Here is a 20,613-nt window from a genome sequence, read left to right as displayed (position 1 = left end):
ACTTCGTGTCCGAGGTGTATCTCGGTGGTGCCTTCCGACAATAGCAACCGACCAGCGGGGTTTCGCGTCGAGGTCGTCCCGGCGCGCCCTCCCGAGGGCCGTCAGCGCAGCAAGGCGGCCAGCGAGGCGCTGGTCTGCAGGGCGCGGTCACGCAGGGCGGCGACCTCCGGTCCGGCAGTCAGGACTTCACGGCTGCTGGCCGGCAGGACGTTCGGGAGCGCGTCGCCGAAGACCCGGCGCAGGTCGTCCGTAGTGCCTCCTTGGGCACCGACACCGGGTGACAGCAGGGGTCCGTTGACCGCGGCGAGGTCGAGCTGGAGCTCCTGGACCGCCGACCCGACGGTGGCGCCGACGACGAGGCCGACGCTCCCCAGCTCTCCGCGGGCCGCCGCCGCGGCGTTCTCGGCGGCTGCCGACGTGACCATGCTCTCAGCGACGCTCGTGTCGCGCAGTCGGGCGTGTTGCACCGAGCGCCCCTCCGGGTTGGACGTGAGCGCGAGCACGAAGACCCCGCGGTGGGTCTGCGCCGCCAGGTCCAGGGCCGGCCGCAGCGACTCGAAGCCCAGGTACGGGCTGACCGTCAGGGCGTCTCCGGGGGCGACGGCGTCCTTGCCGAGGTAGGCCTCGGCGTAGGCCGCCATGGTCGAGCCGATGTCGCCGCGCTTGGCATCGAGGATGACCAGGGTGCCGGCCTCGCGCAGGGCGGCGATGGCGGCCTCGAGGATGGCGACGCCTCGCGACCCGAAGACCTCGAAGAACGCGGACTGCGGCTTCACGACGCCCACGTGGCCGGCGAAGGCCTCGACACAGGCGTCGGTGAACCGGGCCAAGCCGTCGAGGTCGTAGCCGAGGCCCCAGGACTCGACCAGCGCGCGATGCGGGTCGATGCCCGCACAGAGCGGGCCATGGGTGTCGGTGGTGGCGCGCAGCCGCTGCCCGAAGGTCAGTCCGGTCATGGTCGTGTCCGTGGTCGTGCCTGTGCTTGCACTCATGCTCGTGCCACCCTCCCGTGGGCCACACCGACGGCGTCGGTGAACCGCTCGAATCCCTTGTCCTCCAGGAGCCCGGCCAGCTCCCGGCCCACGCGCACCGGGGCGCTGGGGTCGTTGAAGGTCGCCGTGCCCACCTGGACGGCACTGGCTCCGGCGGCGACCAGCTCGAGGGCGTCGCGACCGGTGCGCACTCCCCCGACGCCGATGATCGGCACCGTGGGCAGCCGGCCCTCGAGCATCGCTGCCCGGGTCTGCCAGATCGCGCGGACCGCGACCGGCCGGACCGCCGGCCCGGAGAGACCGCCGGTGACCCCGGCCACCTGCGGCCGGAGCCGGTCGGTGTCGATGACCATGCCGAGCAGGGTGTTGATCATGGTGAGCCCGTCGGCGCCGGCCTTCACGCAGGCCTGCGCGACGCTGACGATGTCGGTCACGTCGGGGGTCAGCTTGGCGAAGATCGGCACGTCGCGCGGCAGCTGCTCGCGGACCAGGGCGACCACCTTGGCGCTGGCCATCGGGTCACAGGCGAAGACCAGCCCGCGATTGGCGACGTTGGGGCAGGAGATGTTCACCTCGACCCCCACCACGGCGTCGAAGGCGTCGCTGGCCCGCAGGGTCGCCGCCACGTCGGCGAACTCGCCGCTGGTGTTGCCGGCGATGGACACGAGGGTGCGCGCCCCGGCCTGCTTCAGCCAGGCGAGGTCCTGGTCGACGAACGCCGAGATGCCCGGCCCCTGGAGCCCGATGGAGTTCAGCATCCCCGACGGCGTCTCGGCCATCCGCGGGGTGCCGCGCCCGGAGCGCGGGTCGGCCATCACGGACTTGGTCACGAAGGCGCCGAGCTCACGGATGTCGAAGAACCGGGCCAGCTCGCGCCCGTTCGCCGCACAGCCGGAGGCGGTCATCATCGGGCTCGGCAGGGTCGCGGCGCCGAGCGGCACCGACATGTCGACCGGCATCAGTGACCACCCGCCCGAGGAGCACCGACAGCGTCGGCGGGGACGCGGCACAACCCGTCCGAGAACGCGTCCCAGCGCACCCGGTCGCCGCGGAAGACCGGGCCCTCGACGCACGAGCGCACCATGCGGGTCATCCCGTCCTTCCCGGTCACCGGCATCACGCAGGTCATGCAGACGCCCACCCCGCACGCCATCGACTCCTCGACCGCGACCTGCGCGACGGCACCTTCGGCCGTCGCGATGTCGGTGATCGACCTGAGCATCCCCATCGGCCCGCAGCCGTACACCACGGCCGCACCGGTCCGCCGGATGACCGTCGGGAGCACGTCGGACACCCAGCCCTTGTTGCCGGCCGTGCCGTCGTCGGTGGTGACGGTCACGCCGTCGGCGACCCGGCGGGCCTCGACGACGCCGAACAGCTTCGACTCCGTGGCAGCGCCGAGCACCATCTCGACGTGGCAGCCACGGTCGCGCAGCGCCCCCGCGAGCCAGAAGAGCGGCGCGCTGCCGTAGCCACCGCCGACCAGCACGCACGCCACCGGCTCGCTGGGCAGCGGGAACGGGCGGCCGAGCGGCCCGACGATGTCGACCTCGTCGTGGGCGCGCAGGGTGCTGAGCCACTCGGTCCCGGCGCCGACCGCGGAGATCACCACGTCGACCGTGCCGCCGTAGGTGCCGGACGGGCTCACCTTGTGGATCGAGAAGCACCGTCGCAGGAGGTTCGCGCTGGTCTCGCCACCGACTGCCAGGGCCACGAACTGGCCGGGGCGGGCCAGCTCGGCCAGCCCGGGGGCCACGAAGGTGAGGTGGTGGTAGGCGCCGGCCCGGCGGGTGGCGATCAGCTCACCGGTCACCTGGACGACGCCGGAGCCCTCGACCCGGGTATGCCGCGTGCTCGCCTCGCTCACGCGGCACCTCCTGCCGTGGCGACGGGCTGCCGGGGCGGTGCACCCACTCCGGTGCCGACCCCGTAGAGGTCGAGGTCGCGGGCGTGCTCCTGGAGCGGCTTCACGGTGAACTCGCCCTGCATCTGGGCCTCGATGCCCTGCACGGCGGCGGCCAGCTCCTGCACCGTGGTGACGATGGGCTTGTCCATCGAGGTCGTGGCCGCCCGGATGGCGTAGCCGTCGGCGCGGGCGTTGGGGCCGCTCGGCGTGTTGACCACCATGGCTATCTGGCCGTCGAGGATCAGGTCGACGATGCTGGAGTCGCCGTCCAGGCGCTCACTGTGCTTGTGGACGACCTCGGACGGGATCCCGTTGCGCCGCAACACATCTGCGGTGCCCGTGGTCGCGACGATGGTGAAGCCGAGGTCGGCGAGCCGCTTGACCGGGAAGATCATCGCCCGCTTGTCGCGGTTGGCCACCGAGACGAAGATCTTGCCCTCGCGCGGCAGACCGGAGCCGGCCGCGAGCATGCCCTTGGCGAAGGCCGTGCCGAAGTCCTGGTCGATGCCCATGACCTCGCCGGTGGAACGCATCTCGGGCCCCAGCAGGCTGTCGACGACCTGGCCGTCCTTGGTGCGGAACCGCTTGAACGGCAGGACCGCCTCCTTGACCGCGACCGGGGCGTGGCTCGGCATCGAGCCGCCATCGCCGTGCGGTGGCAGCAGGCCCTCCTCGCGCAGCTCCTTGATGGTGGCGCCGAGCATCACGCGGGCCGCCGCCTTGGAGACCGGCACCCCAGTGGCCTTGGCGACGAACGGCACGGTCCGAGACGCCCGGGGGTTGGCCTCCAGGACGTAGAGGATGTCCTGCGCGAGGGCGAACTGGACGTTCATCAGCCCGCGCACGCCGATCCCCTGCGCGAGCTTGAGCGTGGCCTCGCGGACCCGCTCGAGCTCGGCGACCCCGAGGGTCACGGGCGGCAGGGTGCAGGCCGAGTCACCGGAGTGGATGCCGGCCTCCTCGATGTGCTCCATGATCCCGCCGAGGTACATGTCGGTGCCGTCGTAGATCGCGTCGACGTCGATCTCGATCGCGTCGTCGAGGAAGCGGTCGACCAGCACCGGGTGCTCCGGGCTCGCGACGGTGGCCCGGGTGACGTAGGTGGCCAGCGTCTCGTCGTCGTAGACGATCTCCATGCCGCGTCCACCCAGCACGTAGGAGGGCCGCACCAGCACGGGGTAGCCGATCTCCCGCGCCACGTCGACCGCCTCGGCGGCGCTGTAGGCCGTGCCGTGCTTGGGCGCCGGCAGCTGGGCCTCGGCGAGCACCCGCCCGAAGGCCCCACGGTCCTCGGCGAGGTCGATCGCCTCAGGGCTGGTGCCCACGATCGGCACACCGGCCTCCTTGAGCGCCTTGGCGAGCCCGAGCGGCGTCTGGCCACCGAGCTGCACGATGACCCCGGCCACCGGGCCGGCCTGCTGCTCGGCGTGCACGACCTCGAGGACGTCCTCGAGGGTCAGCGGCTCGAAGTAGAGGCGGCTGCTCGTGTCGTAGTCGGTGGAGACGGTCTCGGGGTTGCAGTTCACCATCACCGTGTCGTAGCCGGCGTCGCGGAGGGCGAAGCTGGCGTGCACACAGGAGTAGTCGAACTCGACGCCCTGGCCGATCCGGTTGGGGCCGCTGCCGAGGATGAGGACCGCGGGCTTCTCGCGCGGCGCGACCTCGGTCTCCTCGTCGTACGCGCTGTAGTGGTACGGCGTGGTCGCGGCGAACTCGGCCGCGCAGGTGTCGACGGTCTTGTAGACCGGGCGCACCCCGAGGGCGTGCCGCACGCCGCGGACGACCGCCTCCGGCATACCCCTCAGGGAGGCGAGCTGGGCGTCGCTGAAGCCGTGCCTCTTGGCCAGCCGCAGCAGGGCCGGCGTGAGCTCGGGCGCCGCCGCGACGCGGTCGGCGATCGCGTTGATGAGGGCCATCTGGTCGAGGAACCACGGGTCGATGCCGGTGGCCTCGTGGACCTCCTCGACCGAGAGCCCACCGCGCATCGCCTGCTGCACGGTGACGATCCGGCCGTCGGTCGGCGTCCGCGCCGTGTGCAGGAAGGTGCGGGCCTGCTCCTCGCTGGGAGTCGGTCCCTCCCAGTGGAACGTGCTGCCCTTGCGCTCCAAGGAGCGCAGCGCCTTCTGGAGCGCCTCGGTGAAGTTGCGGCCGATGGCCATCGCCTCGCCGACGGACTTCATCGTCGTCGTGAGGGTCGGGTCGGCGGCGGGGAACTTCTCGAAGGCGAACCGCGGCACCTTGACCACGACGTAGTCGAGGCTCGGCTCGAACGACGCGGGGGTCTCGCGGGTGATGTCGTTGGGCACCTCGTCGAGCGTGTAGCCGATGGCCATCTTCGCGGCGATCTTGGCGATCGGGAAGCCGGTCGCCTTGGACGCCAGCGCCGAGCTGCGCGAGACCCGCGGGTTCATCTCGATGACGATGATCCGGCCGTCGACCGGGTTGACCGCGAACTGGATGTTGCAGCCACCGGTGTCGACGCCGACCTCGCGGATGACCGCGATGCCGATGTCACGCAGCCGCTGGTACTCGCGGTCGGTCAGGGTGAGTGCCGGGGCCACGGTGATCGAGTCGCCGGTGTGCACGCCCATCGGGTCGAGGTTCTCGATGGAGCAGACCACCACGACGTTGTCGGCGTGGTCGCGCATCACCTCGAGCTCGTACTCCTTCCACCCGGTGATCGACTCCTCGAGGAGCACCTCGGTCACGGGCGAGTACTGCAGGCCGGCACCGGCGATGCGGCGCAGGTCGGTCTCGTCGTAGGCGAAGCCGGACCCGAGGCCACCCATCGTGAACGACGGGCGGACGACCACCGGGTAGCCGAGCTGCGTTGCGGCGCTGAGGCATTCGTCCATGGAGTGGCAGATGACCGACTTGGCCGACTCGGCACCACAGCGCTCGACGACCCCCTTGAACTTCTCGCGGTCCTCGCCGAGCTGGATCGCCTCGACGTTGGCCCCGATGAGCGGGCAGTCGTACTTCTCCAGGACCCCGGACTCGTGCAGCGAGATCGCACAGTTGAGGGCGGTCTGGCCACCGAGGGTCGCCAGGACCGCGTCGGGACGCTCGCGCGCGATGATCGCCTCGACCACCTCCGGGGTGATCGGCTCGACGTAGGTGGCGTCGGCGAACTCCGGATCGGTCATGATCGTCGCCGGGTTGGAGTTCACCAGGATGACGCGGATGCCCTCCTCGCGCAGCACCCGGCAGGCCTGCGTGCCGGAGTAGTCGAACTCGCAGGCCTGACCGATGACGATCGGCCCCGACCCGATGACGAGCACGCTCTTGATGTCTTCCCGCTTCGGCATCAGGCGCCGCTTCCCTTCTCGTTGTTGCTCATCAGCTCTACGAACCGGTCGAAGAGGTAGGCCGCGTCGTGCGGACCGGCGGCCGCCTCCGGGTGGTACTGGACCGAGTAGGCCGGCAGGTCGAGGCACTCCAGGCCCTCGACCACGTCGTCGTTGAGGCACACGTGCGACACCTTCACCCGCCCGTATGCCGTGCCGTCGGCATCGGCGGGCGCCGTCACCTCGCGGTCGGTCGGGGCGTCGACGGCGAACCCGTGGTTGTGGGCGGTCACCTCGACCTTGCCGGTGGTCCGGTCCAGGACCGGCTGGTTGATGCCGCGGTGGCCGTACTTCAGCTTGTAGGTGCCGAAGCCCAGCGCCCGGCCGAGCAGCTGGTTGCCGAAGCAGATGCCGAAGAACGGGATCCGCGCGTCGAGCACCTGGCGCAGCACCGCGACCTCCGCGTCGGCGGTGGCCGGGTCGCCCGGGCCGTTGGAGAAGAAGACGCCGTCCGGGCCGTGCTCCCCCACTCCCCTGATGTCGTCGATGGTGGCGGTGGCCGGCAGGACGTGCACCTCGATGCCGTGCTGGGCCATGAGAGTGGGCGTCATCGCCTTGATGCCGAGGTCGAGGGCGGCGACGGTGAACCGCCGCTCCCCCACGGCCGGCACGACGTAGGCCTCGTCGGTGCTGACCTCGGCGGCCAGGGCCGCACCCTTCATGAGCGGCGCCTCCTGGACCGTCGCGACCAGCTCGGCCGCGGACCGCTCCGACTGCTTGCCGGAGAAGATGCCCACGCGCATCGCGCCGCGCTCGCGCAGGTGGCGGGTCAGCGCCCGGGTGTCGATCCCGCTGATGCCGACCACGCCCTGCTCGACCAGCGCGTCCTCGAGTGAGCGCTGCGAGCGCCAGTTGGAGGGACGCAGGGCCGGGTCACGCACGACGTAGCCGGCGACCCAGATCCGGCCGGACTCGTCGTCCTCGTCGTTCATGCCGGTGTTGCCCACGTGCGGTGCGGTCATCACGACGACCTGGCGGTGGTAGCTCGGGTCGGTCAGCGTCTCCTGGTAGCCGCTCATCCCCGTGTTGAACACGGCCTCCCCGACGGTCTGCCCGGTCGCCCCGTAGGCGTCCCCGCGGAAGGTGCGGCCGTCCTCGAGGACGAGCACGGCGGGGGCCCGGTCCAGGCCGAGGTCGAACCCAGTGGCAACGGCGCTCATGATGTCGTCTTTCCGGTGGTGTCGGGCTGTTCGTCGTCGGTGGTGTCGGGCTGTTCGTCGTCGGTGGTGTCGGTGCTGTCGGTGGCGTCGCCGGTGTGCCACCACAGGGCCGACTCGACCCGTTCGACGTCGGCCTTGTAGCGGGGCAGGAAGCCGGTCTCGTAGAGGTCGCCGTTCTCGGCCCGCCACTGGAGCACGACGAGGCGGTTGCCGCCGACGAACTTGCCGACCATGCCCCGCTCGCGCCGGGCCGAGCGCAGGCGGGCCGCGGGGATGACCACCGTCGCCTCGCCCTGTCGGTCGATGCGTACCAGCTCGTCGGCGTCGCCCCGGCTCACGACGAGGGTGGCCTTGGCGCGGTTGCCGAGCCCCTCCACCGTGACCCGCTCCAACCGGTTCTCGGCCGTGGTGGTGCTGACGTAGGTGCCCTCCACGATGACCTGGGCGGGCTTCTCCTTCAGGGCAGGCGCCTCGAGGGAGTGGTCGCGGGTCGTCCGGCTGCGCTCCGCGGCGATCGCCGCGGACTCGTGCTGGTGGCGCTTGCGCACCCACGCGGCATACAGGAGGGCGTAGATCAGCCCGAGGGCCACGAGCATGACGCCGACGGCTTGCAGACGGGTCACGCGATGGCTCCCTTCTGGGCGGTCACGCGGCCGCCGAAGACCGTGGCGTGCACGGCGCCCTGGAGGGTGCGGCCGTGCCAGGGGTTGTTGCGGGACAGCGAGAGCGAGGCGCTGCGGTCGACCGTCACCGTGGCGGTCGGGTCGACCAGCGTCAGGTGGGCCGGCGACCCCGCGGCGAGGGCCTGTCCGTGGGAGGTCAGCCCGGCGATCCGGGCGGGTGCCTGCGACATCACCCGAGCCACGCCCGCCCAGTCGAGCAGGCCACTGCCGACCATCACGTCGCTCACCACGGACAGCGCCGTCTCGAGCCCGAGCATGCCGAACGCCGCGTCGACGAACGCGTGCTCCTTGTCGTGCCGGGCGTGCGGCGCGTGGTCGGTGGCCACCGCGTCGATGGTGCCGTCGGCGAGCGCGGCGCGCAGGGCGTCGACGTCCTCCTGCGGCCGCAGCGGCGGGTTCACCTTGTAGGTGGGGTCGTAGCCGGTGAGCAGGTCGGTGGTGAGGACGAGGTGGTGCGGGGTGACCTCGGCGGTGACGGCGATCCCCTGGGCCTTGGCCCACCGGATGACCTCGACCGTACCCGCGGTCGACACGTGCGCGACGTGGACCCGGGAGCCGGTGTGCCGCGCGAGCATGACGTCGCGGGCCACGATCGACTCCTCGGCGATGCCCGGCCAGCCCGGCAGCCCGAGCCGGCCGGAGAGCTCGCCCTCGTGGGCGCAGGCGTGCGGGCCCGCGAGGTGAGGGTCCTGCGCGTGCTGCGAGACGACGCCGCCGAAGGCTCGGACGTACTCCAGCGCCCGGCGCATGACCCGCGAGTCGTGCACGCAGTGGCCGTCGTCGGAGAAGACCGTCACGCGCGCCCGCGAGCGGTGCATCAGCCCGAGCTCGGCGAGCTCCTCGCCGGCCAGGCCCTTGGTGACCGCACCGACCGGCACGACGTCGACCAGTCCGGCGTCCCGGCCCAGGTCGAGGATCCGCTCGGCCGCCTCCGCGGTGTCGGTGACCGGGCTGGTGTTGGCCATGGCGAGGATCGCGGTGAAGCCACCGACCGCGGCAGCAGCAGAACCGGACGCGATCGTCTCCGCGTCCTCCCGGCCGGGCTCGCGCAGGTGGGTGTGCAGGTCGACCAGCCCGGGCAGCGCCACCAGGCCGTCGGCGTCGAGGACGTCGGCGCCCTTGGCCGAGCGGATCGTGCCGACCTCGACGATCCGGCCGTCCTCGACGAGCAGGTCCTGGGCCCCCGCTCCCGCGAGATCCGCTCCGGTGACCAGCAGCGTGCTCATGCGGTGCCTTCCTCTGCTGTGCTTGCGCCGGCACTTCTCGGCGCTGCGGGCCTTGCTCGTCCCTCGCTCGTGTCCGCCCACGCGGAGCGTGGGACCCGCCGCTGGTCGTCGTTGCCGGAGAGCAGGTGGTAGAGGACGCTCATCCGCACCGCGACCCCGGCGCTGACCTGGTCGAGGATGAGCGACTGCGCGGCGTCTGCGGCGTCCGCGCCGATCTCGAGGCCACGGTTCATCGGACCCGGGTGGCAGATGACGACGTCGGGGTTCGCGGCGACGAGGGTGTCGAGCCGGGGCCTGGTCAGGCCGTAGCCGACGGTGTACTCGCGGGCGGTCGGGAAGAAGCCCCCGCTCATCCGCTCGCGCTGGACCCGGAGCATCATCACCGCGTCGGCGCTGGGCAGGACGGCGTCGAAGTCGTGGGTGAGGTCAAACCCCTCGGCCCGGGCCCACGCCGTGATCCCGCTGGGCATCAGGGTCGGCGGCGCGACGAGCGTGATGCGGGCGCCGAGGGTCTTGAGCGTGATCAGGTTGGAGCGCACGACCCGCGAGTGGGTGAGGTCGCCGACGATGAGGACGTGCCGCCCCTCGAGGCTGCCGAGCCGGCGCTCCATCGTGTAGGCGTCGAGCAGGGCCTGGGTCGGGTGCTCGTGCATGCCGTCACCGGCGTTGATGACGTGGGCGTCGACCCACTGGCTGACCTGGTGGGCCGCGCCGCTGGCGTGGTGCCGGATGACCAGGGCGTCGACGCCCATCGCGGCGACGGTCAGGACGGTGTCGCGCAGGGACTCGCCCTTGGAGGTGGAGGAGCCCTTGCCGCTGATGTTGATGACGTCGGCCGACAGCCACTTGCCGGCGATCTCGAACGAGCTGCGGGTGCGGGTGGAGTCCTCGAAGAAGAGGTTGACCACCGTGCGGCCGCGCAGCGTCGGGAGCTTCTTCACCTCGCGTCGCTGCACGCCGTGCATCTCCGCGGCGGTGTCGAGGATGGCCCGCACCTGGTCGAGCGAGAGGTCCGCGGAGGACAACAGGTGGCGGCGACCGCGGGGACCGTCCGCCGCAGCGAGCGGCGTGGCGGTGGGGCTGGTCGTGGTGGGGGCGGCAGCACTGGTGGTGGCGGCAGCGCTGGTGGTGGCTGTGCTGGTGGTGGCTGTGCTGGTGGTCATCGGGTCTCCCCTCCGGCGATGGTGACCTGGTCCTCGACGTGGTCGGGCTCGCTCAGCCGCACTCGGACCTTCTCGCTGCTCGAGGTCGGGAGGTTCTTGCCGACGTGGTCAGCGCGGATCGGTAGCTCACGGTGTCCGCGGTCGACCAGCACGGCGAGGCGCACGATCCTGGGGCGGCCGAGGTCGGAGAGGGCGTCGAGTGCGGCCCGGACGGTGCGGCCGGAGTAGAGCACGTCGTCCACCAGCACCACGACCTTGTCGTCGATCCCGGTCGGCGGGATGTCGGTGTGCATCGGGCTGCGGGTCGGCTGGCGACGCAGGTCGTCGCGGTGCATGGTCACGTCGAGCGCACCGACCGCGACCGGGGTGCCCTCGACCTCCTCGATCAGCGCGGCGAGCCGGCGCGCCAGCGCGACCCCGCGGGTCGGGATGCCGAGGACCACCAGGTCGGCTGCGCCCTTGTTGTGCTCGAGGATCTCGTGGGCGATCCGCCGCAGCACGCGGGCGATGTCGGACTCGGTCATCACCGAGCGGGAGTCGTCGGCGGGGACGGTTTCGGGGGCGGGAGCCGTGGGCTCGACCGCCGAGGGTGCAGCAAAGTCAGGACGCATCGCGTCAGGACCTCCTTCCCTGCCTCACAGGACAGGTCGTTAAAGGATGTCGTTCGCGGGCGACTCTACCTCGTGTCGTGGGCCCGCGGCATACCGGTCCACCGAAGTGGGGACGCAGCGAACCCCGCGCCGCACGGACCTAGGTCACGCGAGGGTGGGCTTGACCTCGGCCAGCCGGGCGAGCAGGCCGTTGACGAACTTCGGCGAGTCGTCGGTGGACAGGCTCTTGGCCAGCTCGACCGCCTCGGCGATGGCGACGCTCTCCGGCACCTCGGTCGCATAGAGCACCTCGAACGCCCCGAGCCGCAGGATGGCGCGGTCGACGCTGGGCATCCGCTCGAGCGTCCAGCCCTGCGAGTAGGTCGAGAGCAGCTCGTTGATGTCGTTCCAGTGGGCGACGACCCCCTCGACGAGGTCGGAGGTGTACTGGTTCAGGGGCACCTCGGTGACCGGCTTGGCCAGCCGCTCGGCGAGCAGGTCACGCGCGTTCATGCCGCGGTTCTCGGCCTCGAAGAGGAGGTCGATGGCCCGCTTGCGGGACTTGGTCCGTGCGCCCACTCAGTTCACTCGGCCGAGGTAGGAGCCGTCGCGGGTGTCGACCTTGACCTTGGTGCCCTGCTCGAGGAACAACGGCACGTTGATGGTCGCACCGGTCTCGAGGGTGGCTGGCTTGGTGCCACCGGTGGAGCGGTCACCCTGCAGGCCGGGCTCGGTGTAGGTGATCTCGAGGACGACCGAGGTCGGCAGCTCGACGTAGAGCACGGTGCCGTCGTGGGTCGCGACCTGGGCCATCTGGTTCTCGAGGAGGTAGTTGGCCACGTCGCCGACGGTGGCCTCGGGGATGTGGATCTGGTCGTAGGTGTCGCCGTCCATGAAGACGTAGTCGGACCCGTCCTTGTACAGGTACTGCATGTCGCGACGGTCGACGTTCGCGGTCTCGACCTTGACGCCCGCGTTGAAGGTCTTGTCGACGACCTTGCCGGACAGGACGTTCTTGAGCTTGGTCCGCACGAAGGCCGGGCCCTTGCCGGGCTTGACGTGCTGGAACTCCACGACGGTCCACAGCTGACCCTCGAGGTTGAGGACCAGGCCGTTCTTGAGGTCGTTGGTCGATGCCACGTGACTGTCTCTCTCTGTTCAGGTGCGCAGGCCGGTCAAAGGCCATCGGTGTGCCGCGGGCGTGCGAGCGCGCGGCAGTCCCGGAAAGGTGCGGGGTGGGAGTCGGCCGACAGTCTAGCCGTGCGGTCCACGCTCCCCCGAATCGCTGCCGGTGCCGCCCGCATGCGTCAGCTGCCACCCTGCCTAGGGTGAGGGCATGACTGCCACGCCTCCCGCCCCGGACATGACCTACCGACCGCTGGGGTCGAGCGGCCTGATGGTCAGCGTCGCGGGCGTCGGCTGCAACGCGTTCGGGCGACGCGTCGACCAGGACGGCGTCGCCTCGATCCTGACTGCGGCTCGCGACAGCGGGGTCACGCTGCTCGACACCGCCGACATCTACGGCGGCCACCCGGGCCAGAGCGAGTCGATGCTGGGCGAGGCCCTCAAGGGCCAGCGCGACCAGTTCGTGCTCGCCACCAAGTTCGGCATGGACATGCAGGGCGCCAACGGGCCCGACTTCGGCGCGCTGGGGTCGCGTCGCTACGTCCGCCGGGCCGTGGAGGCCAGCCTGCGGCGGTTGCAGACCGACCACATCGACCTCTACCAGCTGCACCGCCCCGACCCGTTCACCCCGCTCGAGGAGACCCTGGAGGCGCTGACCGACCTCGTGCGCGAGGGGAAGGTCCTCTACCTGGGGTGCTCCAACTTCGACGGCTGGCAGGTCGCCGACGCCTCCTGGACCTCCTCGACGGCGGGGCTGGCGTCCTTCGTGTCGGTGCAGAACGAGTACTCCCTGCTCGACCGCACGGTCGAGGACGAGGTGACGCCGGCGTGCGAGCGGTTCGGGCTCGGCATACTCCCGTTCTTCCCGCTGGCCCGCGGGCTGCTGACCGGGAAGTACCAGCGGGACGCCGCGGCGCCGGAGGGCTCGCGAGCGGCGCTCGAGGCGGACCGCGCCGGGTGGCTCGCGGAGGCCGACTGGGACCGGGTCGAGGCGCTCCAGGGCTTCGCCGACGAGCGTGGCGTCGAGCTGATCGACGTCGCGATCGGCGGGCTCGCGGCCCAGCCCGCGGTGGCCTCGGTCATCAGCGGCGCGACGTCGGCGGCGCAGGTCACCCGCAACGCGCGAGCGGCCCGCTGGGAGCCGGATGCCGCGGACCTCGCCGCGCTGGACGAGCTCTAGCCCACGCCGCCGCTCAGACGCCGACCGTCAGGTTGGCGACGTAGCCGTCGCTGGCGTTCCCGGTGACCGTGGCGAGCTGGTAGATGCCGCCGTCGTTGCCGAACACGTTGTCCGACGTCAATGACGTCTGCGCCAGGTTGCGCACGCTGGCCTCGTAGCCGGCCGTCGCGTAGGCCTCGGCGCAGGCGGCCTCGGGCAGGGCGATCTGGGAGGTCTTGACGATCTGTCCGCTGCTCGTGGCCTGCGCCAGGGACTGGTACACCTCGAAGTGGATGTGCGGCCAGCGGCCCGAGTATGCCGCGGGGAAGATGCTCGTGAACGTCGCCGTGCCGGAGGAGCTGGTCGCCTGCACCCCGCGCAGGTAGTTCTCGTCGGTGACCCCCTGGGAGTAGAGCGAGTACTGGCCGTCGCGGTCGCAGTGCCACAGGTAGACGGCGGCACCGGACAGGGCGGAGTAGCCGTTGCCCGCGTCCGTGACGGTGAGGTTGATCGTGAGCGGGACGCCCTGGGCCGTGGTCGTCGACGAGCCGAAGCTGCTGGTGATGTCGGACCGCACGATGCCCGAGTCGTCGAGGACGTTGGGCCCGTTGGAGCCGTCACCCGGGTAGGGGCCGCCGGTCTCGTCGGGGACCTCGGCCTGGGGCGTGCTCCCCGAGGCAGCGCTCGAGGAGGAGGTTGAGGACGTCGCGGAGGTCGCCGAGCTGGTGGAGGAGGACGACGAGGTCGAGCTGGTCGAGCCCGCGGAGTCGCCGTTTGCACCGCACGCGGCGAGCGCCGCCGTGGCCCCCAGGCCGCCGAACAGCCCGAGCACGCGACGCCGGTCGAAGAGCGTGGCGAGGTCGAACTCGAGCCCGCGGTCGTGCCGGTCGTCGTGTGGGGCACCGAGGTGGTCCGTGCCGTGGTCCGCTGGGGTCTGGTGTGTGCTCATGGCTCCACCATGGTCGCTCTCACCCTCCGCGGCGTGTGCCCTGGCTGTGCGGTCCCTGTGAGCGGTGGCCCCGGCTTCACCCCGGAACGTTGTGCTTCACCCCGGAACCGTTCCGGGGTGAAGCACAACCTTGTCCCAAGACCCGATAAAGCTGGGGCTGGTGGGGTGAAGGGTGTGGAGGGGCTACTCGCGGGAGACCTCGGCGTAGGCGGCCTGGAGCAGCGCCGGGTCGGGGCCCTCGAGCCGGGTGGGCCGACCCACGTCGGACAGCACCACGAACCGCAGCAACGAGCCCCGCGACTTCTTGTCGCGCTTCATCGCGTCGAGCAGCTGCGGCCACCGGTCGCCCCGGTAGGACACCGGCAGGCCCAGCGAGGTGAGGATGGCCCGGTGCCGGTCGACCAGCGCGTCGTCGAGCTTGCCGGTGAGGCGGGCGAGCTCGGCGACGTAGACCATGCCGATCGAGACGGCCGCGCCGTGGCGGAACGCGTAGCGCTCGACCTGTTCGACGGCGTGGCCGAAGGTGTGGCCGTAGTTGAGGATCTCGCGCAGGTCGGCCTCCTTGAGGTCCTGCGCCACGACCTCGGCCTTCACCCGGATCGCCCGTTCGATGAGCTCACGGACGTGCGGCCCGTCGGCGCGGGTGGCGCCCTCGGGGTCGGACTCGACGAGGTCGAGGATGACCGGGTCGGCGATGAAGCCGCACTTGACGACCTCGGCCAGCCCGGCCACGAAGTCGTGCTTGGGCAGGGTCTCCAGGGTCGCGAGGTCGCAGAGCACCCCGGCCGGCGGGTGGAACGACCCGACCAGGTTCTTGCCCTCCGCCGTGTTGATGCCGGTCTTGCCCCCGACCGCGGCGTCCACCATCGCCAGCAGGGTGGTCGGCACGTGGACCACCCGGATGCCGCGCAGCCAGGTGGCCGCCACGAAGCCGGCCAGGTCGGTGGTCGCCCCTCCCCCGACGCTAACGATGGCATCGGTGCGGGTGAAGCCGGCCTGCCCGAGGACACCCCACAGGAAGGCGGCGACCTGCGCGGTCTTGGCCTCTTCGGCGTCGGGCACCTCCGCGGCATACGCCTCGAAACCCTTGGCCACCAACGCCTCTCGCACGCCTTCACCGGTCGCTGCGAGAGCGCGCGGGTGGACGACGAGGACGCGCTGGGTCGCCGCTCCGAGGAGCTCGGGCAGCTCTCCCAGCAGACCGGTGCCCACGACGACGTCGTAGTCGCCTCCGACGCTGATGCGGGTGGTGCTCATGCGGTGGGTCCGTTCATGTGCTGTCTCCGGTCGGTGCGCCGAGGAACGCCAGGATCTCCTCGACCACGGCGGCCGGCTTGCGGCCCGCCGTGTCGACGCGCACGGTGGCGAGCCGCTCGTAGGTCGGGCGTCGCTCGTTCATCATCTTGGTCCAGCTGGCGCGGGGGTTGACCATCAGCAACGGACGGCTGGCGTCGAAGCCGATGCGTCGCGCGGCATCGGCGATGCCGACGTCGAGGAAGACCACGGTGTGCCCGGCCAGGGCGGCCTGCACCTCGGGGTCCATCGGGGCACCCCCACCGAGTGACACCACCCCCACCTCCTCGGCCAGCGCGCGCAGCACCTCGGCGCGCTCCAGCTCGCGGAAGTGCGCCTCGCCGTGGTCGACGAACAGGTCGGGGATCGACTGGCCGGCAGCCACCTCGACGGCCCGGTCGGTGTCGTGGGCGGGCAGGTCGAGCGCGCGGGCCAGCCGTCGCCCGATCGTGCTCTTGCCCACCCCGGGCGGTCCGATGAGCACCAGCCGGGGAGTCGTCGTGCCAGTCACCACGTGCGCATCGCCTCGGGGATGGCCGCGAGGTATGCCGCGTGGTTGCGCGACGTCTCGGCGACCGAGTCGCCGCCGAACTTCTCCACACAGGCCTGCGCCAGCACGAGCGCGACCATCGCCTCGGCCACGACCCCGGCCGCGGGGACCGCACACACGTCGGAGCGCTGGTGGATCGCCTTGGCGGCCTCGGCCCCGGTCGTGTCGACCGTGTCGAGGGCGCGCGGCACGGTGGAGATCGGCTTCATGGCGGCCCGCACGCGGAGCACGTCCCCGGTGGACATCCCGCCCTCGGTGCCTCCGGCCCGACCGGTGCGCCGGTGGATCACCCCGGCCGCATCCCGCTCCATCTCGTCGTGCGCGGCCGAACCCCGTCGTGCCGCGGTGCGGAAGCCGTCGCCGACCTCGACGCCCTTGATGGCCTGGATGCCCATGAGTGCCGCGGCGAGCTGGGCGTCGAGCCGGCGGTCCCAGTGCACGTGCGAGCCGAGGCCCGGGGGCAGCCCGTAGGCCACCACCTCGACCACGCCACCCAGCGTGTCGCCGTCCTTCTTGGCCGCCTCGACCTCGGCGACCATGGCCGCCGAGCCGGCGGCGTCGAGGGTGCGCACCGGGTCGGCGTCGATCTGCTCGACCTGGTCGGGGGTGGGCAGCGGGGCGTCCTCGGCGACGCCGGCCGCACCGATCGCCACGGTGTGCGAGACCAGCCGGATGCCGTAGGCCTGCTCGAGGAAGCGGGCGGCCACCTCACCGAGGGCCACGCGGGCGGCGGTCTCGCGGGCCGAGGCGCGCTCGAGCACCGGTCGCGCGTCGTCGAAGCCGTACTTCTGCATGCCCACGAGGTCGGCGTGCCCCGGGCGCGGTCGGGTCAGCGGCCGGTTGCGGGCGACCTCCTTCTCGGCGTTGACGTCGTCGGCCGCGGCATACGCTTCGTCGGAGACCGGGTCGGGCGACATCACGGTCTCCCACTTGGGCCACTCGGTGTTGCCGATCCGGATCGCCACCGGCGAACCCATCGTCACGCCGTGGCGCACTCCCCCGAGGAACTCGACCTCGTCCTGCTCGAACTTCATCCGGGCACCCCGACCGAACCCGAGCCGGCGTCGGGCCAGGGCGGCGGCGACGTCCTTGGTCGTCACCTCGACCCCGGCCGGCAGACCCTCGATCGTCGCGAGGAGGGCCGGGCCGTGGGACTCACCTGCGGTCAACCAACGGAGCATGGACCGATCCTCCCATGCAGGTCACCGACGTCTTCCGCTAGGCCACCACGTGGTACTGCACCAGGACGCCGACGAAGGCGCCGACCAGCATCGACGGCCCGAAGGCGATGTGTGAGCGCATCCCCACCCGGCGGCCGACGAGCATGACGAGGGCGATCAGGCCGCCCGCGAGGAAGCCGGCCATCAGGGCCACGACCGCCTCGCTGACCCCGAGCCATCCGAGCAGCAGGCCGATCAGCCCGGAGAGCTTCACGTCGCCGAAGCCCAGTGAGCTCGGCGACAGGAGCATCATCACGAAGTAGACGGCGTACATGGCGGCCAGGCAGGCCAGCGCCCGCACGAGGGCCCACCAGTCCCCCAGCCCCGCGGTCGCCACCACCACCAGCACGAGCAGCGCCGGGTAGGACGGCAGCACCAGCCCGTCGGGCAGCCGGTGCACGTCGGCGTCGATCCAGACCAGGCCCACGGTCAGCCAGCCGAAGTAGAGGAACGCCGGCAGGGCGGCCCAGCCGGCGAAGTCGCCGATCCGCCAGCCCAGCACCGCCCAGAGGGCGGCCAGCACCACCGCCGGCCACCACCAGTGCCGCGGCACGGCACCGGCCTGGTCGGACTCGACGCGGTAGCCACCGGTCGCGAGGGCTCGTCCGGTCAGCCCGCCCACCACAGCTCCCGCGAGCGCGAGCAGGACCAGCGCCCAGGGTGCGGTCCCGGCGCCGTCGGCCAGCTCGATCACCGGGCTCGTCCCTTGGTCGACCCGGAGTCCTTCATCGGCCCAGCGCCTGTCTCCCGGCGGCATACATCGCCTGGACGGGTGGCTGCTGGCCGGTGAAGAGCCGGAACTGCTCCGCGGCCTGGTAGACGAGCATGTCCAGCCCGGACACCACGTGCATGCCGGTCGCAGCCGCAGCCGTGGCGAGCGGGGTCGGCCAGTCGGCGTAGACGACGTCCATCAGGGTCCCGCGGCGCTTGCGCGTGCCGAGCGCCCGGGCAGCGAGCTCGCCGGCCGCCGGCGGCAGGGTGCTGACCACGAGCCCACCGGGGTGGGCCGACCCCCACGACGCCAGGGGCACGAGGTCGACCGCGATCCCGGCATGCACGGCGAGCCGCAGCGTCTCCGGGCGGGCGTCGCCGCGCACGACGAGCCGGATCCGCTGCACCCCGAGCGACCCGAGCGCCAGCACCGCCGACCGAGCCGTCGCCCCGCCCCCGAGCAGCGTGGCGGTGCCGTCGTGCTCGGCCTCGGCGAGCGCCGCCTCGAGCCCTCGGACGTCGGTGTTGTGGGCGTCCCAGCCGCCGTCCCGGCGCCGCACCAGCGTGTTGACCGAGCCGGTGACCCTGGCCGTCTCGGTGACGGTGGTGGCCACCGAGAACGCGGCCTCCTTGAGCGGCATGGTCAGGCTCAGGCCCCGCCAGGTGGCGTCCAGGCCCGCGACCCACCCGGGGAGCTCGGCCTCGGTCAGCTCCTGCGCCACGTAGGACCAGCCGGTCAGCCCCAGCGTGCGGTAGCCCGCCCGGTGCAGCACCGGGGACAGCGAGTGCGCCACTGGTGACCCGAGGACCGCCGCCCGGCGCGGCTCAGCCACCGCCCTCGCACTTCGGCTTGTTCTCCTCGCACCACGCCTGGCGCTGGGCGTTGTTGCGGTCGTGCTCGGCCTGGGTGGTCGCGAACAACGTCTCGCCGGTGTCGTAGTTGACCGTCACGAAGTAGAACCACGGGCCGTCGGCCGGGTTGGCCGCAGCCTCGATCGCGGCCGCACCCGGGCTGCTGATCGGGCCGGGCGGGAGGCCCTTGTGGGTGTACGTGTCGTAGGGGTTCGACTTGGCCGAGTCGTACTCGGCCTTGGTGAGGTTGCCCCGCTTCTTCAGCACGAAGTTCACCGTGGAGTCCATCTGGAGCAGCCCGACGGTCGGACCCGACGGGTTCTCCAGCCGGTTGTCGATCACCCGGGCGACCTTGCCCCGGTCGGCCACGCCGGCCTCGCCCTCGACGATCGAGGCCACGATGAGCGTCTTCTGGTAGTCGGCCTCCTCCACGCCGGCCTTCTGCAGCTCGTCGACGGCCTTGGCCACCATGATCTTGAGCTGCTGGGTCGCGGTCGACTTGGCGGGGAACTCGTAGGTCGCCGGGAAGAGGTAGCCCTCGACGTTGCCCTTCGCGACGGATGGCAGGCCGATCGCAGCCGGGTCCTTGATCGCCGCGGTGTACTCGGCGACGGGCACGCCGGTGCCCTTGGACAGCGCGGCGAAGACCTCCTTCTTCCACAGGCCCTCCCGCACCGTCACGCGGGGCACGGTGCGGTTCTTCGGGTCGAGCAAGATGGCCAGCGCACCCGCGCCGGACATCTGCTTCTTCATCGTGTACGTGCCCGGCTGGATCGCGGCCGCGCGCGAGTCACCTGCGGCGGCGTCGAGGTAGGCACTGGCGCTCTTGACCACGTCGGCCTTCTCGAGCGTCGCGCCGATGGCGCTGCCGGTGTCGCCGTCGTTGACGACGATCTGCACCTCACCGGTGCCGGGACCGGGGTAGTCGTTGCTCTCGAAGAAGCCGTCGACGACGGGCCGCAGGACCGTGTATGCCGCGAACGCCGCGACTGCGACGATCGCCAGGGCGATGGACAGGCATCCCATCCGCCGGCCCCTGCGCTTCTTCGGGCGGGCGTTGCGGTGGCGGTCCGCCCGGGTGCGGATCGGCTGCTCGGCCTCGTGCGTGCTCTCGAGCGCGTCCTCGTGCCCCCCGAAGATCGAGTGCTCCAGATGGGGCTCGGTCATCGCCGCCTGTCCTTCGTCCGGGGCTTGCGCCCACCTGTCCTGACCAGCTCGCCGGGCGGCCGCCCGGAACTACGCTCCGCGTCGAGCGCCGTCTGCAGGATGAGGACTGCAGCCGCCTGGTCGACCACCGAACGTTGCCGCCGGCCGTCGACCCCGCTCGCACGGAGGTTGCGGTGGGCATCGACCGTCGTGAGCCGCTCGTCGACCAGACGGACGGGCACGGGGGCGATGCGCTCCGACAGCCGCCCAGCATACGTGCGAGCGGCCTCCGCGGCGGCACCTTCGTCACCAGCGAGCGTCCTCGGGAGGCCCACGACCACCTCCACCGCCGCCAGCTCGACGACGAGGGCCGCGACCTCCTCGAGGTCGGTGGGGTGGGCGGCAGCGTCGTCGGGGTCCCGCGCGACGGTCCGCACGGGGGTGGCCAGCAGGGCCGACGGGTCGCTCGCGGCGACCCCGACCCGCACGCTGCCGACGTCGATGCCCACCCGCCGTCCGGGGCGGGTGGGCATCGAGGTGG

Annotated in this window: 20 protein-coding genes; 1 reads left to right on the top strand and 19 read right to left on the bottom strand. The window is 71.9% G+C overall.

Going from position 1 to position 20,613, the window contains the following annotated elements; translation table 11 throughout:
• Positions 1 to 101: 101 nt before the first annotated feature.
• The 11 genes from pyrF to efp all read right to left on the bottom strand — a co-directional run bounded on the left by pyrF (position 102) and on the right by efp (position 12,207).
• Positions 102 to 992 (bottom strand): orotidine-5'-phosphate decarboxylase, encoded by an 891-nt coding sequence (gene pyrF, locus ASG95_RS09500; protein ID WP_369820370.1) that lies wholly within the window; start codon positions 990 to 992, stop codon positions 102 to 104.
• Complete coding sequence (locus ASG95_RS09495; RefSeq protein ID WP_056923339.1) at positions 989 to 1,951, bottom strand: dihydroorotate dehydrogenase; 963 nt, start codon at positions 1,949 to 1,951, stop codon at positions 989 to 991. The genes pyrF and ASG95_RS09495 overlap by 4 nt, the downstream gene beginning before the upstream one ends.
• Positions 1,951 to 2,859 (bottom strand): dihydroorotate dehydrogenase electron transfer subunit, encoded by a 909-nt coding sequence (locus ASG95_RS09490; RefSeq protein ID WP_057377283.1) that lies wholly within the window; start codon positions 2,857 to 2,859, stop codon positions 1,951 to 1,953. Before ASG95_RS09490 ends, ASG95_RS09495 begins: the two co-directional genes overlap by 1 nt.
• Positions 2,856 to 6,206, bottom strand: a complete 3,351-nt coding sequence (gene carB, locus ASG95_RS09485; protein WP_057377282.1) for a carbamoyl-phosphate synthase large subunit — start codon at positions 6,204 to 6,206, stop codon at positions 2,856 to 2,858. The genes ASG95_RS09490 and carB overlap by 4 nt, the downstream gene beginning before the upstream one ends.
• Complete coding sequence (carA, locus tag ASG95_RS09480; protein ID WP_057377281.1) at positions 6,206 to 7,405, bottom strand: glutamine-hydrolyzing carbamoyl-phosphate synthase small subunit; 1,200 nt, start codon at positions 7,403 to 7,405, stop codon at positions 6,206 to 6,208. Before carA ends, carB begins: the two co-directional genes overlap by 1 nt.
• On the bottom strand, positions 7,402 to 8,028 hold the full coding sequence (locus ASG95_RS09475) for a hypothetical protein (protein WP_057377280.1): 627 nt from the start codon (positions 8,026 to 8,028) through the stop codon (positions 7,402 to 7,404). The genes carA and ASG95_RS09475 overlap by 4 nt, the downstream gene beginning before the upstream one ends.
• The gene (locus ASG95_RS09470; protein ID WP_057377279.1) at positions 8,025 to 9,314 is read right to left on the bottom strand and encodes a dihydroorotase; all 1,290 of its coding nucleotides are present in this window, start codon (positions 9,312 to 9,314) and stop codon (positions 8,025 to 8,027) included. Before ASG95_RS09470 ends, ASG95_RS09475 begins: the two co-directional genes overlap by 4 nt.
• A complete protein-coding gene (locus ASG95_RS09465; RefSeq protein WP_082592458.1) occupies positions 9,311 to 10,477 on the bottom strand; it encodes an aspartate carbamoyltransferase catalytic subunit in 1,167 nt (388 codons plus the stop codon). Before ASG95_RS09465 ends, ASG95_RS09470 begins: the two co-directional genes overlap by 4 nt.
• Positions 10,474 to 11,088: a bifunctional pyr operon transcriptional regulator/uracil phosphoribosyltransferase PyrR gene (gene pyrR / locus ASG95_RS09460; protein ID WP_082592457.1), complete on the bottom strand. Its 615-nt coding sequence runs from the start codon at positions 11,086 to 11,088 to the stop codon at positions 10,474 to 10,476. Before pyrR ends, ASG95_RS09465 begins: the two co-directional genes overlap by 4 nt.
• Positions 11,089 to 11,232: 144 nt before the next feature.
• Entirely contained in the window at positions 11,233 to 11,646 is a 414-nt protein-coding gene (nusB, locus tag ASG95_RS09455; protein WP_056923344.1) for a transcription antitermination factor NusB, read from the bottom strand.
• Complete coding sequence (gene efp, locus ASG95_RS09450; protein WP_056923345.1) at positions 11,647 to 12,207, bottom strand: elongation factor P; 561 nt, start codon at positions 12,205 to 12,207, stop codon at positions 11,647 to 11,649.
• A gap of 196 nt (positions 12,208 to 12,403) precedes the next feature.
• Here efp and ASG95_RS09445 point away from each other — a divergent pair, with 196 nt between their 5' ends.
• Positions 12,404 to 13,372 (top strand): aldo/keto reductase, encoded by a 969-nt coding sequence (locus ASG95_RS09445; protein ID WP_369820369.1) that lies wholly within the window; start codon positions 12,404 to 12,406, stop codon positions 13,370 to 13,372.
• Between the two features lie 13 nt (positions 13,373 to 13,385).
• On the opposite strand, the gene ASG95_RS09440 is transcribed toward ASG95_RS09445, so the two are convergent.
• The 8 genes from ASG95_RS09440 to ruvX form a co-directional block, all read right to left on the bottom strand.
• Positions 13,386 to 14,300, bottom strand: coding sequence for a 3,4-dioxygenase subunit beta (locus ASG95_RS09440; RefSeq protein ID WP_056923347.1), 915 nt, complete (start codon positions 14,298 to 14,300; stop codon positions 13,386 to 13,388).
• A 183-nt stretch (positions 14,301 to 14,483) separates the two neighbouring features.
• On the bottom strand, positions 14,484 to 15,557 hold the full coding sequence (aroB, locus tag ASG95_RS09435; RefSeq protein ID WP_056923348.1) for a 3-dehydroquinate synthase: 1,074 nt from the start codon (positions 15,555 to 15,557) through the stop codon (positions 14,484 to 14,486).
• A gap of 13 nt (positions 15,558 to 15,570) precedes the next feature.
• On the bottom strand, positions 15,571 to 16,104 hold the full coding sequence (locus ASG95_RS09430; protein ID WP_082593114.1) for a shikimate kinase: 534 nt from the start codon (positions 16,102 to 16,104) through the stop codon (positions 15,571 to 15,573).
• Positions 16,101 to 17,324, bottom strand: coding sequence for a chorismate synthase (gene aroC, locus ASG95_RS09425; protein ID WP_057377277.1), 1,224 nt, complete (start codon positions 17,322 to 17,324; stop codon positions 16,101 to 16,103). The genes ASG95_RS09430 and aroC overlap by 4 nt, the downstream gene beginning before the upstream one ends.
• Before the next feature lie 37 nt (positions 17,325 to 17,361).
• Positions 17,362 to 18,057, bottom strand: coding sequence for an A24 family peptidase (locus ASG95_RS09420; RefSeq protein ID WP_057377276.1), 696 nt, complete (start codon positions 18,055 to 18,057; stop codon positions 17,362 to 17,364).
• 31 nt (positions 18,058 to 18,088) lie between these two features.
• Positions 18,089 to 18,907, bottom strand: coding sequence for a shikimate dehydrogenase (locus ASG95_RS09415; protein ID WP_056923351.1), 819 nt, complete (start codon positions 18,905 to 18,907; stop codon positions 18,089 to 18,091).
• On the bottom strand, positions 18,900 to 20,093 hold the full coding sequence (mltG, locus tag ASG95_RS09410; RefSeq protein ID WP_057377275.1) for an endolytic transglycosylase MltG: 1,194 nt from the start codon (positions 20,091 to 20,093) through the stop codon (positions 18,900 to 18,902). The genes ASG95_RS09415 and mltG overlap by 8 nt, the downstream gene beginning before the upstream one ends.
• Entirely contained in the window at positions 20,090 to 20,605 is a 516-nt protein-coding gene (ruvX, locus tag ASG95_RS09405; protein WP_057378834.1) for a Holliday junction resolvase RuvX, read from the bottom strand. The genes mltG and ruvX overlap by 4 nt, the downstream gene beginning before the upstream one ends.
• Positions 20,606 to 20,613 lie beyond the last annotated feature (8 nt).

This window comes from Phycicoccus sp. Soil803 (assembly GCF_001429685.1).
Classification (GTDB): domain Bacteria; phylum Actinomycetota; class Actinomycetes; order Actinomycetales; family Dermatophilaceae; genus Pedococcus.
Note: the sequence above shows the minus strand (reverse complement) of the source record. Positions and strands in the feature narration are given on the sequence as shown.

What these genes read in the sequence shown, in the direction of transcription:
- pyrF (WP_369820370.1), bottom strand. Translation starts at nt 992, where the DNA reads ATGAGTGCAAGCACAGGCACGACCACGGACACGACCATGACCGGACTG.
- ASG95_RS09495 (WP_056923339.1), bottom strand. Translation starts at nt 1,951, where the DNA reads ATGCCGGTCGACATGTCGGTGCCGCTCGGCGCCGCGACCCTGCCGAGC.
- carB (WP_057377282.1), bottom strand. Translation starts at nt 6,206, where the DNA reads ATGCCGAAGCGGGAAGACATCAAGAGCGTGCTCGTCATCGGGTCGGGG.
- carA (WP_057377281.1), bottom strand. Translation starts at nt 7,405, where the DNA reads ATGAGCGCCGTTGCCACTGGGTTCGACCTCGGCCTGGACCGGGCCCCC.
- ASG95_RS09470 (WP_057377279.1), bottom strand. Translation starts at nt 9,314, where the DNA reads ATGAGCACGCTGCTGGTCACCGGAGCGGATCTCGCGGGAGCGGGGGCC.
- ASG95_RS09465 (WP_082592458.1), bottom strand. Translation starts at nt 10,477, where the DNA reads ATGACCACCAGCACAGCCACCACCAGCACAGCCACCACCAGCGCTGCC.
- pyrR (WP_082592457.1), bottom strand. Translation starts at nt 11,088, where the DNA reads ATGCGTCCTGACTTTGCTGCACCCTCGGCGGTCGAGCCCACGGCTCCC.
- ASG95_RS09445 (WP_369820369.1), top strand. Translation starts at nt 12,404, where the DNA reads ATGACTGCCACGCCTCCCGCCCCGGACATGACCTACCGACCGCTGGGG.
- ASG95_RS09440 (WP_056923347.1), bottom strand. Translation starts at nt 14,300, where the DNA reads ATGAGCACACACCAGACCCCAGCGGACCACGGCACGGACCACCTCGGT.
- aroB (WP_056923348.1), bottom strand. Translation starts at nt 15,557, where the DNA reads ATGAGCACCACCCGCATCAGCGTCGGAGGCGACTACGACGTCGTCGTG.
- aroC (WP_057377277.1), bottom strand. Translation starts at nt 17,324, where the DNA reads ATGCTCCGTTGGTTGACCGCAGGTGAGTCCCACGGCCCGGCCCTCCTC.
- mltG (WP_057377275.1), bottom strand. Translation starts at nt 20,093, where the DNA reads ATGACCGAGCCCCATCTGGAGCACTCGATCTTCGGGGGGCACGAGGAC.
- ruvX (WP_057378834.1), bottom strand. Translation starts at nt 20,605, where the DNA reads ATGCCCACCCGCCCCGGACGGCGGGTGGGCATCGACGTCGGCAGCGTG.